At 45.8% G+C, this 19052-nt stretch carries 15 protein-coding genes and 2 pseudogenes; 7 read left to right on the top strand and 10 right to left on the bottom strand.

Translation table 11 applies throughout. The annotated features are described in order from the left end of the window. Positions 1–45: 45 nt before the first annotated feature. Positions 46–1527, bottom strand: coding sequence for an NADP-dependent succinate-semialdehyde dehydrogenase (gene gabD / locus JCM23214_RS10300; RefSeq protein ID WP_025898883.1), 1482 nt, complete (start codon positions 1525–1527; stop codon positions 46–48). Positions 1528–1831: 304 nt separating this feature from the next. On the opposite strand from gabD, the gene JCM23214_RS10295 reads away from it, so the two are divergent. Continuing rightward, positions 1832–2332, top strand: a complete 501-nt coding sequence (locus JCM23214_RS10295) for a PAS domain-containing protein (RefSeq protein ID WP_025898882.1) — start codon at positions 1832–1834, stop codon at positions 2330–2332. Positions 2333–2345: 13 nt separating this feature from the next. On the opposite strand, the gene proB is transcribed toward JCM23214_RS10295, so the two are convergent. From proB to glmU, 4 genes and pseudogenes are all read right to left on the bottom strand, one after another. Next, a complete protein-coding gene (gene proB, locus JCM23214_RS22445; RefSeq protein WP_025898881.1) occupies positions 2346–3737 on the bottom strand; it encodes a glutamate 5-kinase in 1392 nt (463 codons plus the stop codon). An 86-nt stretch (positions 3738–3823) separates the two neighbouring features. Continuing rightward, positions 3824–4441, bottom strand: coding sequence for a hypothetical protein (locus tag JCM23214_RS10285; RefSeq protein ID WP_025898880.1), 618 nt, complete (start codon positions 4439–4441; stop codon positions 3824–3826). 113 nt (positions 4442–4554) lie between these two features. Further along, positions 4555–6376, bottom strand: a pseudogene (gene glmS / locus JCM23214_RS20190) (glutamine--fructose-6-phosphate transaminase (isomerizing)). 29 nt (positions 6377–6405) lie between these two features. Further along, positions 6406–7742: pseudogene (gene glmU / locus JCM23214_RS20185) on the bottom strand (bifunctional UDP-N-acetylglucosamine diphosphorylase/glucosamine-1-phosphate N-acetyltransferase GlmU). Positions 7743–7854: 112 nt separating this feature from the next. Between glmU and gph the strand changes: the two are divergent. Then, complete coding sequence (gph, locus tag JCM23214_RS10270) at positions 7855–8535, top strand: phosphoglycolate phosphatase (protein WP_025898879.1); 681 nt, start codon at positions 7855–7857, stop codon at positions 8533–8535. Here the strand turns inward: gph and JCM23214_RS10265 are convergent. Further along, a complete protein-coding gene (locus JCM23214_RS10265) occupies positions 8532–9545 on the bottom strand; it encodes an alpha/beta hydrolase (protein ID WP_051548124.1) in 1014 nt (337 codons plus the stop codon). The two genes, gph and JCM23214_RS10265, sit on opposite strands and share 4 nt — an antisense overlap. A 64-nt stretch (positions 9546–9609) precedes the next feature. On the opposite strand from JCM23214_RS10265, the gene JCM23214_RS10260 reads away from it, so the two are divergent. Beyond that, positions 9610–10788, top strand: coding sequence for a serine hydrolase domain-containing protein (locus JCM23214_RS10260; protein ID WP_025898877.1), 1179 nt, complete (start codon positions 9610–9612; stop codon positions 10786–10788). Positions 10789–10837: 49 nt separating this feature from the next. On the opposite strand, the gene JCM23214_RS10255 is transcribed toward JCM23214_RS10260, so the two are convergent. Beyond that, positions 10838–11638, bottom strand: coding sequence for a crotonase/enoyl-CoA hydratase family protein (locus tag JCM23214_RS10255; RefSeq protein ID WP_025898876.1), 801 nt, complete (start codon positions 11636–11638; stop codon positions 10838–10840). 128 nt (positions 11639–11766) lie between these two features. Here JCM23214_RS10255 and JCM23214_RS20180 point away from each other — a divergent pair, with 128 nt between their 5' ends. The 3 genes from JCM23214_RS20180 (at position 11767) to JCM23214_RS10240 (ending at position 14644) form a co-directional block, all read left to right on the top strand. Further along, positions 11767–12951, top strand: coding sequence for a D-amino acid dehydrogenase (locus JCM23214_RS20180; RefSeq protein WP_051548123.1), 1185 nt, complete (start codon positions 11767–11769; stop codon positions 12949–12951). A gap of 113 nt (positions 12952–13064) precedes the next feature. After that, positions 13065–13952: a DMT family transporter gene (locus tag JCM23214_RS10245; protein WP_051548122.1), complete on the top strand. Its 888-nt coding sequence runs from the start codon at positions 13065–13067 to the stop codon at positions 13950–13952. Positions 13953–14026: 74 nt separating this feature from the next. Further along, positions 14027–14644: a pyridoxamine 5'-phosphate oxidase family protein gene (locus JCM23214_RS10240; protein ID WP_025898874.1), complete on the top strand. Its 618-nt coding sequence runs from the start codon at positions 14027–14029 to the stop codon at positions 14642–14644. Positions 14645–14670: 26 nt separating this feature from the next. Here the strand turns inward: JCM23214_RS10240 and JCM23214_RS10235 are convergent, their stop codons facing one another. Continuing rightward, positions 14671–15543, bottom strand: coding sequence for a nitrilase-related carbon-nitrogen hydrolase (locus tag JCM23214_RS10235; RefSeq protein ID WP_025898873.1), 873 nt, complete (start codon positions 15541–15543; stop codon positions 14671–14673). A 155-nt stretch (positions 15544–15698) separates the two neighbouring features. On the opposite strand from JCM23214_RS10235, the gene hydA reads away from it, so the two are divergent. After that, entirely contained in the window at positions 15699–17141 is a 1443-nt protein-coding gene (gene hydA, locus JCM23214_RS10230) for a dihydropyrimidinase (RefSeq protein WP_025898872.1), read from the top strand. 46 nt (positions 17142–17187) lie between these two features. Here hydA and JCM23214_RS22440 read toward each other — a convergent pair whose 3' ends face one another. Further along, positions 17188–17898 carry a transporter substrate-binding domain-containing protein gene (locus JCM23214_RS22440; RefSeq protein WP_025898871.1) on the bottom strand — a complete coding sequence of 237 codons (711 nt, stop codon included), beginning with the start codon at positions 17896–17898 and terminating at the stop codon, positions 17188–17190. Between the two features lie 130 nt (positions 17899–18028). Further along, a complete protein-coding gene (locus JCM23214_RS10220; RefSeq protein ID WP_025898870.1) occupies positions 18029–19024 on the bottom strand; it encodes an ABC transporter substrate-binding protein in 996 nt (331 codons plus the stop codon). Positions 19025–19052: the final 28 nt, after the last annotated feature.

Here is a 19052-nt window from a genome sequence, read left to right as displayed (position 1 = left end):
TAGAGTGTCCTTTAATCGAGGAATGCGCCCTCAGGTTCAATTACATTATTTGTCCAGACCGCCCAGACACATGTATTTTATCTCCAGATAATCATCAATTCCGTATTTTGAACCCTCGCGGCCGATGCCAGACTGTTTTACCCCGCCAAAAGGAGCAACTTCTGTGGAAATAATACCTGTATTGATGCCTACAATACCATATTCAAGCCCTTCGCTGACACGCCAGATACGCCCAATATCGCGTGCACAAATATAGGCAGCCAATCCAAATTCAGTGTCATTCGCCATGCGAATTACATCTGCCTCTTCGCTAAATTTAAAGAGTGGCGCCATTGGTCCGAACGTCTCTTCTTTGGCCACTTTCATTTCAGGCGTTACGTCGGTGAGGATCGTAGGCTCGAAAAAGGTTTGCCCCATCTGATGCCGTTTGCCGCCAACAAGGACTTTCGCGCCTTTGCTAATCGCATCTTCAATATGGCTTTCTACTTTTTGAACGGCTGCTTCGTTTATCAATGGGCCTTGCGTTACTCCGTCATCAAGTCCATTTCCAACCTTGAATTCAGCAACGCGTTCCGCTAGCCGACGAGAAAAGGCTTCATAAATTCCGTCCTGAACATAAAGCCGGTTGGCACAGACACATGTTTGCCCTGCATTCCTGTATTTTGAAGCCAAAGCGGCTTCGACTGCATCTTCCAGATCTGCATCGTCGAAAACAATAAAGGGTGCATTCCCGCCTAGCTCCATAGATGTTTTCTTGACGGTGGAGGCACACTGCTCCATCAAGATCTTGCCGGTTGCCGTGGATCCAGTGAATGTGAGTTTAGCAACAATCGGATTACTGGTCATTTCCTTGCCAATTTCCTTCGCATCGCCAGTAACCACACCCAAAATACCTTTTGGAACCCCTGCCCGTTCTGCAAGCTCTGCCATGGCAAAGGCCGAATATGGTGTTAGCTCGGAAGGTTTGATTACCATTGGGCAACCTGCAGCGAGTGCAGGTGCCGCTTTGCGGGTAATCATGGCAATCGGAAAATTCCAGGGCGTAATTGCAACGGTAACACCGATGGGCTGTTTAATGACGATAATTCTTTTGTCGCTTTGATGTTCGGGGATTGTATCACCGTAAATCCGTTTCCCTTCTTCTGCGAACCATTCAATAAAGGATGCCGCATATGCGACCTCACCTTTTGCTTCCGCCAGTGGTTTTCCCATTTCCACTGTCATCAGGCGTGCAAGGTCATCCGTATTTTCGATCATCAAATCGTGCCACTTGCGCAAAATATTTGCCCGCTCTTTAGCCGTTTTACCGGCCCATTCAGGCATTGCTTCCTTAGCAGCCTCGATGGCGCGGCGGGTCTCATTTGCTCCCATTTCAGGGACAGTACCCAGAATTTCACCTGTTGCTGGATTTGTGACTTCAATAGTTCCGCCATTGTCGGCATCGCACCAGATCCCATTTATCAAACCTTGCTGTCTGAACAGAGACGGATCTTTGAGATTTAGGGAATTTGTTACTTTGTCCAACATGGGGATCTCCTGTCCTGATAGTTTTGAGGCGAGAGTTTAGGGGAGAAATCGGTCCACTGCAATGGACAATGATTGCATATTCTTCAGGATGTTAATAAGTTGATTTCTCTATAAATTCAGTTCTTTACATCTAGTCAGGCTAAGATGCTGCTGGGATACAAAAGCGCTTAAAAATCGCTCGGCAAGAAACACCTTCCACATCGAGACACAAAACATGAAAGGTCATCTGGCAACTGTAACGGAGAATTAACCAAAGGAGATTTAAATGGAGTGCACAATCCAGTAGCGTTATTGTGGGGATTAAATGGAACAAAGCTTATTTGCTTACGAACAAAGATCTGACAACTTCAGGCTCATTCAAAGCACCCCGATCAATAGTGTGTCCGAACTCCGGTGTACTCTAACCCGCAAATTGTTTGAGTGGTGGAGCTCCTTTACGCCAGATTTGCCTCAAAGATCAGACTTTGACATTGCATCAGTCCCCTCACTTGCCAGCAACATCTATTTGATAGAAAAAATCTCGTCCGGTAAATATTTGTACCGACTTTGCGGGAATAAAGTTGGGCAACTAATTGGCAATCATTACAGGATGGTTGATATTTCTCTTACTAGCGAGCCGTACGAAGACCGACAGCTGGCGAAATATCTGGATGAAATTTCCAAAACAAATTCCCCCAGCAGATGCCGGGGGAACCTTAGTTTTGTTGACAGAGAGTTCATCACTTTTGAAAGTCTGGACTGCCCCTTATTCGATAGCGATGGTAACATCACCCATTATTTAGGCGTTATCTGCGAAACAAGATGAATAATTGCAAATTTTAATCCTGTTTGGCCTCTTCCCCAATTGCCGGGATAAATGCTTTCTCATTGGATATCGGTAAATTACTCGCTTTCAAGGCACTTAAGGCTTGATTTTGCAAAACAAAGTCTTCCGCCTTAACCACAGCATGTCTGCCTGAATAACCCAACCTTTCAGCCACTTCTTCAGCGCTCTGCAGCCCTCTGATTTTCATTACATCTGCAAGAGAATGTGCGAGAATCCCAAATCCAATTAATTTGTTCACTCCAACTGGCGACGCCTCGATTATCCGAATTGCCTCACCGCGATCTGCTTCACCAGAAACAGCCAAAATATATTCAGGAAGAATATCTCTGCCTGGCTCAAACTCGGTAATAACTATTTTTCCATATTTACTCATCGCCTCATCATAAATCGCCAAAGAGCGGGCTTGCGCGGGATTGAGTCTAGACTTGAAAATAGTGAAAGGAAGGTTGCCTTTAAAAAGTCGGCTCACGTTGCTGTGGTCCCTATCGTCGCGTCTGGATAATTTTTTACCAGTTTTACCTGATAACAATTGCTTTTCATGTAAAAATGTAGCAATTGGATCACGTCCACAAGCAATAACCAAGTTACATCCAGCCTGTTCCGTTGCTATTCTGGCAGCATTGACTTTTGTTGCCATACCACCTGTTCCAACATCTGTACCGGCCCCACCTGCACCTGAAATATGTTCTCGTGACACGCCTTCTGAAAAAATTTCCAATCCCTGATTTTCTTCACCAAAATTTGTGTAGAACCCCAATATATCAGTAAACAGGACCACGGTGTCAGCAGTGATCGTTTTCGCAACCAAGGATGCGAGGCTGTCATTGTCGCCATAACGAATACCATAGGTGGTCACGGCATCATTTTCATTGATGATGGGAACGACATTCCTTTTAAGCATACCGAAGATCGTCTTTCGGATATTATGTCGGCTCCGGGAATGATCGGTATTTTGAGGTGTCATCAACACCTGTCCTGCAATAACACCATTATTTTTGAATTCTTCGACATAATATTTGATTAAATCGGCGTTCCCCACTGCGGCGGCTGCCTGCTTGTCCTCCAGTTTTTCCTCAGATTTGTTTATCTTCAATATCGAACGACCCAAGCCTACTGCACCAGAAGAGACAAAAACAATTTCTCGCTTTTTCGCTTTATCGCCAATTACCATCTCTGAAATGCTTTTAATAAACGCGCTTAACCGGTCCCTATCAATCTCCATTGAAGGAACGCCTTGTCTCCTTCGTTCTTCAGATTCTCTTAAAATTAACGATGAACCGAGCTTTATGACAATCGTATTTGCATCCTCAATCGAACGAAAATGTTCTCCGCATTTTGCAACTAAGTCCCTAAATGTTTTTCCTTCTGAAAAATCTCCTGGCATGGCGTCTTCCTTTATACAACAACAAAAAAGGAAGACGCGGATCACTTTGTTTTTGTGACCCTCAGGAGCGAAAATTCGGTTTGTGCTTAATGCAGAATGTGAACAACAGTGGTTCGACCATCATCCACCATATACGGCTCTTCTTTTAAATCGTGAATATGAACATCCAACGCGTTGAATTCCTTGAGAACTTCCAACGCTCGTTCTTCATGCTGCTTGTCTTTGACACGGATCCAAATCGGAATTCCGCCCCGGGCAAGCTGGTCTTTCAATGATTTTTCACTGCGCCCTTTGATCCAGTATGCGCCCCTTAAACCAAGTGCACAGCCAAGAAAACCGCACCCTGCCGCAACAATAAACATGGATACAGTCCCCAGTGAGAGCGCCGTGGATATTCCAACCCCTAACAAGGTGAAAATATAGATTGGCAAAGCAATCAGGAACCCTTGAGCGTCCCCCAAAGACTGTCTTTCAATAAAAGGCATTCTTTTAACGGAGGGGTCATCTTCAAGCTTTCGCATATTGGTAATTGTTTTACCGTTGATGGAATGAGCCTGAGCTTCAAAATTCATCAAACTGATTTCAGATCGATCAAACCCTCTGTTTTGAAGCGTATCCACACAGTCATACAGGGCATTCATATCCTGAAATAACCCAACAGCTTCGCGAATTGCCGGTGTTTCGGACTGCACCATTTTCTGCATGATCTTCCTCCCTTTACGTAAGAATGCTGAAAACCCAGCCTGCAGTTACGTAAAATGAGATAGCGCAGTTCCGTCAAATGTACAGAATACGGGGCTAAATCAATGACTGTGCCCTATTCCACGGTTACCGATTTTGCCAGATTGCGCGGCTGATCCACATCTGTGCCTTTAAGCACTGCAACGTGATAGGCCAATATCTGCACCGGAAGGGCATAGAGAATGGGCGAGACAAAGGAATTAACCGTTGGAAGTTCAATTTTTCCAAGCACATTCTCACCAAGTTTTGAAATTCCCTCTGCGTCAGAAAGAAAAATAACCTGTGCATTACGCGCCATGACTTCCTGCATATTGGACGCTGTTTTTTCAAAGAACTCATCACTTGGCGCAACCACGATTACGGGAACAGCATCATCAAGTAAGGCTATGGGACCATGTTTGAGTTCACCCGCTGCATATCCTTCTGCGTGGATATAGGAAAGCTCTTTAAGCTTAAGCGCCCCTTCCATTGCGATCGGATAACCGGGACCCCGGCCAATATAAAGGATGTCTCTTGCTTCAAAAATCTCGGTTGCCAGTTGCTGGATGGCCTCGTCATTTTCCAAAATATCTGCCGCTCTGGCCGGAACCTCGCTAAGTGCCTGACAGAGTTCAGCTTCTTCTTCATGATCCAATGTTTTTCTGGTGGTACCGGCATGTATGGCGATGCAGGCAAGCGTAACCAACTGACACGTAAAGGCCTTGGTCGACGCAACGCCGATTTCAGGACCGGCCTGCGTATGGAACACAAAGTCGGACTCGCGCCCCATCGAGCTTTCTTCAACATTCACGATTGACGCAATATGCTGTCCATTTTCACGGGCATAGCGCAGTGCAGCCAATGTGTCTGCTGTCTCGCCCGACTGGGAAATGAAAAGCGCCAGCCCTCCTTCGGGAAGGGGCATGCTACGATAGCGGAATTCCGAAGCGATATCCACTTCAACAGGTAAACGCGCAAGCTTTTCAAACCAGTATTTGGCAACCATTCCAGCGTAAAAAGAAGTCCCGCAGGCGACGATTGTCACTTTTGGCAGACTATTCCAGTCAAAGGGAAGATCGGGAAGTGTGATGGTTCGGCTTTTTGGATTGAAAAAACTGTTTAAAGTTTCACCAATAACAGCGGGCTGCTCCACGATTTCCTTCATCATAAAATGCCGATGATTGCCTTTACCAATCATGGCACCCGTTAATTTGGTTTGACGAATATCTCTTGTAACAACAGAGCCCGCTTTATCATAAAAAGTTGCGCCCTCACGATTTAGGACAACCCAGTCATCTTCTTCCAAATAGGAAATACGCTGAGTTAAAGGAGCGAGCGCCATGCATCAGAGCCAAGGAACATCTCTCCATCCCCCCAACCAACAGCGAGCGGTGCACCGCGACGCGCGCCAATCATCAGATCATCATCATTTTTGAAAATGACCGCTAGTGAAAACGCACCCTGAAATTTTTTGAGCGCTGCTGCCATTGCGTCTTCAGGGGTCAATCCATCATCAATAAAACTGGTGATTACCCATGCGGCGATTTCGGTATCAGTGTCAGATTCAATAGGATATCCGCGATCCGCGAGGCCCGACGCCAATTCCTGATAATTTTCAATAATCCCGTTATGCACTAACGCAAGCTCACTTGTTACGTGGGGATGCGCGTTGATTTCATTTGGCACGCCATGGGTTGCCCAACGGGTATGACCAATACCAGCGAGTGAACTTAACGGGTTATTTTTCAGAACCGCCTCCAGGTTCTTCAATTTCCCCTCTGCCCGGCGACGCTCTAGTCCGTTTGAGGTCAAGGTTGCGATTCCCGCACTGTCATACCCACGATATTCCAGTCGCTTGAGCCACCGATTAACGAGGGGACAACATCGCTTTTTCCAAGTACGCCAACTATTCCGCACATGTGATGATCATTTCCTTGTTATAAACTGCCTATTTACCAAGGCGCGCTTTTAATTTTCTAAAACGAGCTGCCCAGCCTGATTTCTGCACTTCTTCTGCTCTCTCGACACTCAGTGCATCGTCGTCTACATCTCTTGTGATGGTACTGCCAGCCCCAATGATTGCCCCTTTACCAACCTTTACCGGCGCGACCAGTGCGGTGTTGGATCCGACAAAGGCTCCGGCTCCAATCTCTGTCTTGAATTTATCATACCCATCATAGTTGCAGGTGATGTTCCCGCTCCAATATTCGCGTCGGCCCCCACATGAGCATCACCAATATAAGACAAATGACTGACTTTAGCCCCGTCATCCAAGCGAGATTTTTTGACCTCTACAAAATTTCCGATCTTTACATTCTCGCCCAGACTTGCCCCCGGACGTAAACGCGCGAAGGGCCCAATTGTTGAGCTATTTTCAACGCTACACCCTTCCAAGTGTGAGAAAGCCTTGATCTGGCAATTGTCCCCAATCTTAACACCAGGTCCAAAAAACACGTTTGGTTCAATGACGACATCTTGCCCGATCTGCGTGTCGTGACTGAAAAATACAGTATCTGGATCAATCAGAGTGACCCCACTTTCGAGTGCTTGCTTGCGCCATTGCCGCTGCAACACCGCTTCGGCATTCGCCAGTTGCTCCCGGTTGTTCACCCCCAACAATTCGTCCTCGTCACCAATCACTGCCGTGCAGGTATAACCCTTGCGATTGGCTATTTCGACGATATCGGTCAGATAAAATTCCTGTTTCGCATTGTTGCTGGAAATTTCATTAATCAGCTCGCTCGCAATATCCCCGCGAATAGCCATCACACCCGAATTGCAAAGACCGATTTTTCGAACAGTTTCATCTGCATCTGCATATTCCGTAATTGCGGCAAGATCACCTTTCTGATCCAGAACCAGACGGCCATATTCAAGTGGATCCGCAGGCTCGAACCCCAAGACAACAACTGCTGGTTTTTTGTCAGCACTCGCGGCCTCAATCATTTTTATCAGTGTTTCACGGCTAAGGAGTGACGTGTCGCCATATAGAACCAAAACAGTATCGGCACCTTCTTTAACTTCTGGCAGGGCACATTTAACAGCATGTCCAGTGCCTTTGGCGTCTGGCTGGATTACGCATCTCGCCGGCGAAACTTCTCCTTTGACGTCGTCCATTCCTGGTGCAACAACAACAACCGCTTCTTCATCGGTGATCGATCCAACTGTTGCCAGCAAATGACTAATCATCGCCCGGCCCCCAATTTTGTGCAAAACTTTTGGCGTGCCTGATTTCATACGACTGCCCATGCCAGCGGCCAAAATTACCGGTGCAACAACGCTCATTCCAATGCTCTCAGTTAATAAAAAATGCCAAGGTTACTTTTTAAGGTTGAAGGCAATCTCGCACAAAGTGTACCTTCCCGACAAATAACAATGTGTTACTGGATTTTTCAAGATGTCCCCTTTGCGTATTTTGTTCGATTTGGATGGAACCCTTCTCGATACAGCTCCCGACCTTCACCAAGCGCTCAACCATTGCCTCAATTTCGCAGGCCGGCAGAGTGTCTCACTTGAAAGTGTCAAACATATGGTCGGCCAAGGTGCGCGGGTATTGCTCGAAAAAGGGTTGGCGGCCACTGGCGAAAAAGGAAGCGAGCAGCAGATTGACGAATTGTTTGACGTGTTCATGATTTACTATGGTGAACATCTATCCGATAGCAGTTTACTGTTTCCAGGTGTGATGGAATCCCTCAGCAAACTGAATGATGCTGGGTGTGAGCTTGGAATTTGCACAAATAAACCTGTCAAATTTGCAAAAATACTATCAAAGGATTTTGGCTTTGATCCTTTTATGTCGGTGATTACGGGCGGGGATAGTTTTTCTGTCAGAAAGCCACATCCGGATCACATTAATCTAACACTGGATCAGATGACTCAAACAACCCTTCCTGCATTAATGGTCGGGGATAGTATCAACGATATCAGTGCAGCTAAATCCGCGGGCATTGCCAATATTGCTGTCAGCTTTGGTTACACAGATATAGCCCCTAATGAATTGGGTGCAGACAAACTGATCGATCATTTTGACGAACTCATACCAGCTATCAATGAATTGAATTTCTCTCAGACGAGTTAATCATCCTTAAAAAGCGGAAGTTCTCTGACTTTATTGCCCGAAGGAATATTTCTGCTTCCAATCCAGCTTGCAACATCCTGCCAGACCGTTTTTGCTTGCAAATCACGGAGCAATAGATGCCAACCTTCCTGATATAAAACAATATCGGCATTTGCTGGCAATGTCTGAACCATCTGATCAACCGGTTTCTTTGGTATCACTTCATCCTTTGCCCCATATAAGACCAGCATCGGCACTTGGATGTGCTTTGCGTTCACATAGGCAAACTCCATAAGGTTGACCAAACCATATACCGAGTCAATTCGCGTTTGCTTTATGAACTTGGGATCACGTCCCAAATTTCGGAGCATGGAAATGTTATCGGATGCCTGAATTCCAAGCCCGTCACCAGACGCTGTCATTTCCGGTACGATATGCGCGCTCGTCCATAGAACTACTCGATAAAAAAGATTCAATGACTGCCAACCCCAAACAGCCGGCGCGGACAATATGATGCCCTCAATGTCTGGCAACTGCTCATTCACAGCGGTTGCGATTACAATTGCCCCGCCCATACTTTCACCAAGCAGATAAACAGGTATCTCGGGATATGCACTTTTCACAAGCTTGGTAAATTCAACCAGGTCTTTTACAAGCTGTTCTTCCCCCGCCCAAATCCCAACTGGAACATTTTCACCAAATCCCCTTTGGTCAAAAGCGAAAGTCGCAATTCCTTGCTGCATCCACCAACTGGCCGGAAACGCAAATCCATTCCTGTAATCGTTAAAACCGTGTACAGCTATCACAATGGCCGACAGATTTTCTGCTTCTGGTTTCCAGGATTTCAGCGGTAGATTTGCACCATCAGGAGCATGAAAATATGCATCCGAGATGTGGGCCTCTCTCACCGGGGCACCGATGTCCTGAACTTGGGGTGCACAGGAAGATAACAACAGCAGTGCTATAAAGCTGGCGAATAACTTCATTGCCATTTGAAAGATCGGTCCCTTAAGCTGAAATTGAGATTTCATATCCTCTTTTACACACTAGTATAATTGGTAATACTTGTTCTCTTATTATTTAGGAACCTGCTGAATGAAAATTCTACGGACGGCATTATTAATTGCAACCTTTCTTGTGCAGTCTCCGGCCCCTATTTTCGCTTCAGAAATGCTGGAAAAATACAATGTCGGGGGCTATCGCAGCGTTCCATCCGCAAACTTTTACCGGCTCTCTGAAAGCCATACCCCTTCTACCCTTCAGCGCGCATCACGAAACGAATTGCAATCGCCCAGATATGCCAAAATTGTTTCCGATATTGACGCCTATATGGACAAATACACCGCCACAACCGGCATAATTGTTCTAATTGACGGCAAAATCATTGTTGAAAAATACGCAGGGTTGGGGTCTGCAAACTCTGAATTTTTTAGCATGAGTATCGGAAAAAGCCTGACCAGTCTGGCCATCGGCAAAGCCTTATGCGAAGGAAAAATAGCAAGCTTAACCGACAACGCTCAAAAATATGTTCCGGAACTTGGAAATTCCAACCTGGGAAAATCGACTATAGCGCAGTTGCTTACGATGAGCTCTGGGGCCTATAAATCAGCGCGCGGTGGACAGCCCGCATTTAAATACGGAATTGGACAAAATCCCCGCAACCTGAAGCCCTATAGTGGTGCTCACTGGCCACTACGTCTAAGGCAGGTCACAATCGAAGAACTCCTTTGGGGCGAATGGTGGGAAAACATTATTCAAACTGATGTTGCCAAACCCGGCACGCAATTTATGTACAAATCACTCGATACACTCAGCCTGTCAATGGTGATCAAGAAATCCACAGGTCGTCCCGTCGCACCATATTTTGAAGACGTCATATGGTCGAAAATTGGATCTGAGAAATCTGCATACTGGGAAAGTGACCGCAACGGGGATACCATCTCAAGCTCGGGCTTTCAGGCAAGTTTGCGTGACTGGGCACGGCTTGGAATATGGATTGAGAACAGCTTTGATAAAAAAGGCTGTTTTTCAGACTATTTAAGAGAGGCCACTAGGACACATACGCCTCTTGATAAAAAACAGTCATCTGCTTTTGCAGGTTACGGATATCAATGGTGGACAGAGCCACGTTTTTCGTCCGGGTTTTGGGGTGTTGGTTTTGCGGGACAACTCCTTGGTATTGACCCTAAAGCCAACAAGATTGTCATCAAATTTGCTTATAGAAACGATAAAGGATCATTTTACGATCTGATGTCGCAATTCAAAAACTGGTGACACATGTAAACGCTGAAGTCAATAACTTCAGCCGTCCTGAAAAGGTTGTTTATTTACCTTTGAAATCGCCGTCGCGTTTTTCAAAAAATGCGTTAATAGCTTCCATATGGTCTTCAGTGTAATGACTAAGTGCCTGAAAACTTGCGGATAACTCAAGCAGGCTATCGAGCCGCATATGTTCACCTTCGCGCATCAGCTTTTTGGAAAGTCGCAATGCATGCGGTGGGTTCTTGGCAATTCGTGTGGCCAGATCCGTTGCAGCGCTCATCAGCTCAGCATCCTCAACCACCTTGGAGACCAATCCCCAGTCCAAGGCTGTCTGTGCGTCGATCATATCGCCAGTAAAAGTCAATTCTGCTGCTCTGCTTTTGCCGATTGTACGCGGCAAAAACCAAGCCCCGCCATCACCTGGAATAATACCAAGCTTCACAAAGCTTTCAGCAAATTTGGCTGATGTCCCGGCAATTCGAATGTCGCACATGCACGCAAGATCGCAGCCTGCACCGACGGCAGGACCATTCACAGCAGCGATTGTGGGGACTTCCAGATTATAAAATGCCAGTGGAATTTTCTGAATTCCATGTCGATATCCCTGACGTAATTCTGTCGGAGTACCGGCAAACAAGCCTTCGCGATCACGCATATGTTTCACATTCCCGCCGGCAGAGAAAGCCTTTCCCTTTCCGGTTAGAATAACGCATCGAACGCTGTTATCCGCATTGATTTTATTCGCAGCATCGATAAATGCATTGAAGATGAGATCGTCAGAGAGGGCATTGCGCTCCTCCGGACGATTGATCGTGAGGGTTACAATCCCCTCATTCTGTTCGTATATTAAAGGTTCAGTCATCCGGGAACTCTAAAACTTTTTTCCCAAGTTGCAATACGGAAGTTGAAAACTTGTTTTTTTGATTGAGGTTGGCCTGCTTCATTGGATAAGGTGCACTCAAAATTCACCCAACCCAAAGGTATTTTGTTGTGAATGTCGCAGTTATCGGTGCTGGTGTTATCGGCATTAACACAGCTTACCAGCTTGCAAAACAGGGATGTAACGTCAGTGTCTTTGACCGCAATAGCCGTGTTGCGGCGGAAACGAGTTTTGCAAATGGTGGGCAGATATCGATAAGTCAGCCTTTTCCATGGAACAGCCCGGACGTGCCTCGCAGACTAATTAAGTGGCTTGGCAGGGGTGACGCCCCCCTCCTTTTTCGTCTGCAACCGGATCCATTTATGTGGAAGTGGGGTATAGATTTTCTATACAGTGCGAACAAAAAAAGTTTTTTCAAAAATGCCTTAAAGGTTCTCAAACTCGCGCATTTGAGCAAGCAAACATTTCAGGAAATCAATACCGCTGAGACATTTGAATTTGATCACGAAACCCGAGGAATTTTAAAGCTGTTTTCGACCAAAGCAACCGCAATCGAAGCCGAACAGCTTTGCGAATGGCTCAATAAAAACGGCGTTAATCAGAAACTTCTCGATCAAAATGAGCTTGAGAAAATTGAACCTGCGCTCGCCAATGCCAAAACAAAACTTCTGGGTGGTACATATAGCGAAATCGACGAAAGTGGTGATGCACGCAAATTCACTGATCACATGCAAAGGCGGTGTATGGATCTTGGTGTTGAGTTTAAATTCGACACAGAAGTCGCTGATTTTATTATTAAAAATCACAAAGTTTCTGCCATAAAAACAAGCCAAAACGAGATATTCGAATTTGATAGTGTCGTTATTTGCAATGGCGTAAATGCCAGATTTTTGGGACAAAAAATAGGACTAAAAATCCCTGTTTATCCAGTAAAAGGCTATTCGGTTAGCATTCCGGTTGGCAATAAAAATACTGCACCTAAAGTCAGTATTACGGATATGGAACAGCATGTTGTTATGAGCAGACTGGGGAATAGGCTGCGGGCCGCTGGAACCGCGGAAATTAACGGATATACAACTCCCCCCAACAGGATACGCGAGGATATGGTGTTATCCTCTGTGAGAGGAATTTTTCCAGATGCTGGTGATTTCGACGGAGCAGAACGCTGGTGCGGTACCCGCCCGATGACCACCGACTGCGTGCCAATCATTGGGCCGACACCTGTTAAAAACCTGTTTTTGAATGTCGGGCATGGACACTTGGTTGGACCCTCAGTGCTGGATCAGCAAGGCTAATAACGGAACAGATTTTGAATATACGCACAAAACTTGACATTTCAGATTATTCGGTAGATCGTTTCTAGGTCGCAGAAAGAAGAAGAAAACGCGCGACTAGGAATGGAATACTGATGTCATCTGCGACAATTGATAGAATTATACCTCTCTCTTTTCGGGGAATTTTCCTCTTCTGCCTGGCGGTGTTGCTGTTCGTGATCATGGACAGCATTGTAAAATACGCCAATGAAACCTACGAGCCGCTACAAGTGGTCTGGGCAAGATATTTCTTCCATATGCTCCTGATGACCCTGGTCTTGGCCCCTAAATTAAAGATGTCACTTGTGGTCACCGCCAAACCGAAACTGCAAGTTTTCCGGTCCATGTTGCTGCTGGGGGCAACGATCTGCTTCTTTTCTGCGCTGAAATACATTCCCTTGGCAGACGCCGGGGCCATGGGGAGTACCTCCCCTCTTTTCGTGACAGTTCTGTCCGTCTTTTTACTGGGCGAAAAAGTCAGTATCCGTCGCTGGACAGCCGTTTTTATTGGATTTGGCGGGGCGCTCATAATCCTGCGCCCGGGAATGGGAATTGTTCATCCTGCAATGTTTCTTGTCGTTGGCATGTCGATCTTCTATGCCTCTTATCAAATTGCAACAAAGAAACTCGCAAATGTAGACAGTTCTTATACGACCATTTTTTATACCGCTTTGGTCGGAACCGTTGTCATGACCGCCATCGTTCCGTTTTTCTGGGTTCAGCCTGACTTGATGGGATGGGTTATGTTGGCCACAATCGGCCTGATTGGTGGTGTAAGCCACTTTATTATAATCGTCGCCTTCAGATACACAAATGCATCAACTGTAGCCCCATTCTCCTACACACAGCTAATTTGGACGGCCATTTTTGGATATATTTTCTTCGGTGATCTACCTGACGCTTATACCATTCTGGGCGCCATAATAATTGTTGGAAGTGGGTTATACATCCTGTATCGGGAGCGCAAAATATCCGAAGATTAACGGCATTTAGAATTGCGTTTCAGGATTACTGAACATAAAGTTTGTTTGATAAAAAACAAAACTGGGGTAACGGGATGCCTGAAAACGTGATTTCAACACTCGAGCAGCTATCCAGCATCTATGAAGAAGCTCATCCGCTCTCAATTCAGAAGGAAACCAAGTTTCTAACTGATGAATATATAAAATGGCTGGAAAAATCTCGTTTCTTTGCTTTTGCCACGTCGGGAAAAGATGGTCTGGATTGCTCACCTCGTGGGGATGCTAAAGATCAAACTTTCAAATTATTGGACAACAAAACCCTTATTTTTCCCGATCGCAGAGGAAATAACCGTCTCGACAGCCTTAAAAACATTATCGCAAATCCGCAAATTGCCATGATGTTCTTGATCCCCGGCGTGAATGAAGCGCTTCGGATCAATGGCAAGGCGCAGCTTACCACCGATCCTGATTTGCTTTCCCTGTTCGATATGGATGGGAAATTGCCAAAAGTTGTTATACACGTGTCTGTAGAAGCCGTTTACTTCCAATGCGCACGGGCACTTATTCGATCTGGTCTATGGCAGTCAGATGCCGTTGTTGATCCTAAGACAGTTCCCACTGCCGGCAAAATGCTGAAGTCCGCCAAAGAAGACTTTGATGCGGATTCTTATGACACTCAATTGCCCGACCGGCAATCATCAACGCTATATTAGACAGGCCCGAAATTCGGGCCTGACACTCAGCTCACGCGATCATCTGCCAGATCAAAGTAAGTCTCTGGACGGCGATCCCTAAAGAACTGCCAATTATTTCGAATCTCACGGATCATATCCATATCCATGTCGGCAACTATCAACTCATCTTTATCGTCAGACGCCTGAACAATCAGCTCGCCCCGTGGATTTACGATATAGGAAGAGCCATAAAACTCACCAATATTCCAAGGTGCTTCCGTTCCAACCCGGTTATTTGCTCCGATAAACACTCCGTTCGCAACAGCCGAAGCCGGTTGCTCCAGCTCCCACAAGTACTGGCTCACTCCTTTAACAGTAGCGCTAGGATTGACAATATATTCAGCCCCATTCAAAGCAAGCGCCCGCCAGCCTTCTGGAAAATGGCGGTCATAGCAGATATAAACACCAAGCTTACAATAAGCCGTTTCAAAAACCGGCCATCCGGAATTTCCAGGACGGAAAAAGAATTTCTCCCAGAATCCGGCGACTTGCGGAATATGTGTTTTCCGATATTTGCCAAGATAGGTCCCATCCGCATCAATTACCGCCGCTGTATTATAGTAAATTCCCGTTTTTTCTTCCTCATATATGGGAACGACAATCACCATATTGTATTTGCGGGCATATTCCTTCATCAGATTGACAGTTGGACCGTCCGGTACTTTCTCGGCCGCGGCGTACCATTTCGAATCTTGAGAGGGGCAAAAATAAGGTTGATTGAACACTTCCTGAAAACTTAATACCTGCACGCCCTTTTTACCGGCTTCCTCGATAAATGGGATATGCGCCTCTATCATCAGATCACTAATTTCTTTGGGGCTCATATCGGTATTGCCCTTTAGACCTACCTGTATAAGCCCTGATTTTACAATCGCCATGCTTCAAACTCCCACCTGTTAGAAAAATTCATTTTTTTGACCAGTTGGTCAGGATTTTAACTATCCTTTTTCAATTGGCAAAGCTAAAATAGGAAAAAGTGGTACTGTTATACACTTTCAACTAACGGGTCTGAGTTTCAAAACGGGAGATGGGAATGTCAACCTTCATACGTGGTGGAACAGTTGTAACTTCGGAAACAACTTTTCGCGCAGATGTTTATTGTGAAGATGGGGTGATAAAAGCAATTGGCGAGGATTTGGAAGTTCCCTCCTCTGCCGAAGTAATCGACGCTGGTGGACAGTATGTTATGCCCGGCGGAATTGATCCTCATACTCACATGCAACTTCCCTTTATGGGAACAGTTGCATCTGAAGACTTTTACACTGGAACAGCGGCAGCTCTTGCTGGCGGAACAACTCAAATTATCGATTTTGTTATTCCCGATCCTGAAGAACCCTTAATGGAAGCCTATCAAAAATGGCGAGGATGGGCAGAAAAGTCAGTTGCAGATTATAGTTTCCACGTTGCAGTCACCTGGTGGAGTGACAGCGTTTATGAAGATATGGGAACTCTTGCGCGTGAAGAGGGCATTAATTCATTCAAACATTTCATGGCCTATAAAAACGCCATTATGGTTTCTGACGAAATGATGCTGGCCAGCTTCAATCGCTGTCAGGAATTGGGCGCAATGGCAACGGTTCATGCTGAAAATGGTGAGATGGTCTATTATCTCCAGCAGGAGATGCTGAAAAAAGGGATTACTGGCCCTGAAGGACATCCACAGTCTCGTCCTCCGGAAGTGGAAGGTGAAGCTGCCAACCGGGCGATCCGTACAGCGCAGGTTTTGAATACCCCTATCTATATTGTCCATGTATCCTGCAAGGAGTCACTGGAAGCGATCACCCGTGCCCGTCTGGAAGGACAGCGTGTATTCGGCGAAGTACTGGCCGGGCATTTGCTGATCGATGACAGCGTATACTACAATAAGGATTTCGAATTTGCCGCAGCTCACGTGATGAGCCCACCTTTCCGCCCCAAAGATCATCAACGGGAGCTTTGGAGAGGATTGCAAGCTGGTAATCTTCAAACCACAGCGACGGATCACTGTTGTTTCTGCGCACCGCAAAAAGCGGCTGGTAAAGATGATTTCACCCTGATCCCAAATGGGACTTCTGGTGTTGAAGATCGGATGGCCGTCCTTTGGCATCACGGTGTAAACACTGGTAAACTCACGCTGAATGAGTTTGTGAAGGTCACTTCTACCAATGCAGCTCAAATATTCAACATTCACCCCCGAAAAGGGTCAATCAGTGTAGGGGCAGATGCCGACATAGTTGTTTGGGATCCTGAACTCACCCGGACGATATCCGTGAAAACCCACCACCAAAATGTTGACTTCAATATTTTTGAAGGTATGGAGGTTAAAGGCAGCCCTACACATACCGTCAGCCAAGGGAAGATTGTCTTTAAAGAAGGGCAGCTTAATGTTGTCAAAGGTGCTGGACGCTATATTAAACGACCAACCTTTAATCCATATTTTGACGCGCTCGCCAAACAGGGTGAGCTCAAAAAACCACGCAGCGTCACAAGAAACTAAAAACTGCAGAGCTCCTGTTAAACAGGAGCTCTCTTTCGCTCATAGTTTAATGGGCAATGATGTTATTCATTTTGAGCTCAATACCCCCTTCTGTTTCGAGCCGCTTTAAAATCTCATCAACTCTGGCAACTAAATGTGCATGCCTTTTATGCAGGTAATGATAGACGGTCACTTTTAGCAATGGCTCGCTTTTGATTAACCTACCCGGCAAACCCAACCTTTTATATTCGGTTTCAAATACCCGCCCCGAACTCAACACCAGATCAATTGAATTCTTCGACAATTTATAGGCCAGATCTTTCAATGAATCTGCCCGAACGATCCCTTTTCGCCCTGCTATGACCTGCTCAGACAGAACAATACCACGCTGAATACCAATCCTGTGGGTTGGGCTTAGCTCGTTCAGGTTATTTATGGGTTTTTTATCAAGGCTATAGGCATAACTTGTAAAGGTAATAACGGGCGTTGGTACGCGCTGAAGATTTGGATAATCCTCCCCTACACTCCAAATTCTGATAATTTCTCCGTCCAGGGCACCTTCATTGCTCATTTTCAGGGACCGGAGACCCGGTATGTTCACGAGTTCTACAGTAAATCCCAATTCAGAATATATCTGTTTAAAAACTTCGATTAACTGATGTTGTATGGGGCTATTCGCGATTTTGGCGAATTTCAGAGACTCTTCTGATTTTACATTTATCGTAAGCGTAAGAAAAGTAACGAACACAAGAAATGCAGAAATTAGCATTTTTTGCATATGTAAATAATGCACCACCTAAACAACCTTAATTCATGAAGATTATCTTTTATTCTATCATAAAGTTCTTATGGATTGAATAAAAAAGGGGGGCGTTAAAGCCCCCCAAAGTCACCAATGATGCATCACATCAGTTGGCCATAGCCTTTTCCCAGATTTCCTGAGTAAAGGCTCCCTCAGGTTTTTTACTAATGACCGGGCTTGAATTCCCTTTGAGCAAAGTATTAACGGTGCGCTCATATGCAGCTTCACTCAACTTGCCAAGTTTGTCAGTGTCGATCAGTTTGGCAATTTCACCCATCATGCGACGTTGGTGCTTTTCCGTCTGAGCACCGGTAGCATCATTTTCAAGAACGATATCTGCAGCTTCATCCGGATTTTCGACTGCATATTTCCAGCCTTTCAAAGACGCTTTTACGAAACGCGCAAGCTTGTCCTTCATTGCTTCATCTTTCAGGCTGTCTTCTAGAACATAAAGACCATCTTCAAGTGTGGCCACGCCCTGTTCTTCATATTTGAATACAGACAGCTCATCAGGTGTCAGACCAGCGTCAATTACCTGCCAGTATTCGTTATATGTCATTGTAGATACACAAGCGGCCTGCTTTTGCAAAATCGGATCAACATTGAACCCTTGCTTCAATACCTTAATATCAGCAGAAGATCCGTCAACTTTCAGGCCAAGCTTGTCCATCCAGGACAAAAACGGATATTCGTTACCGTAGAACCAGACGCCAAGTGTTTTTCCCTTGAAATCTGTTGGTGTGGCAATTCCCATGTCTTTCCGGCAGGTCAGCATCATCCCGGATTTAGAGAAAACCTGCGAGATATTGACAAGCGGAACCCCTTTTTCCCGCGTAGCCAATGCAGAAGGCATCCAGTCAATGATTACGTCTGCACCACCGCCTGCCAAAACCTGAGCTGGCGCAACATCCGGACCGCCGGGTTTGATCGTGACGTCAAGATCAACTTCATCATAATACCCTTTGTCCTTAGCAACATAATAACCCGCAAACTGTGCCTGGGTTACCCACTTCAACTGCAAGGTCAGCTTGTCAGCTGCCTGGGCAGATACGGCTGCAAGGCTCATTAGCGCTGCAGATGCAATAATCCCAATTTTCCTCATGCTTGAACTCCTCTCCTGTTCGAAACGC

It is taken from the genome of Sneathiella glossodoripedis JCM 23214, assembly GCF_000616095.1.
Taxonomy (GTDB): domain Bacteria; phylum Pseudomonadota; class Alphaproteobacteria; order Sneathiellales; family Sneathiellaceae; genus Sneathiella; species Sneathiella glossodoripedis.
Note: the sequence above shows the minus strand (reverse complement) of the source record. Positions and strands in the feature narration are given on the sequence as shown.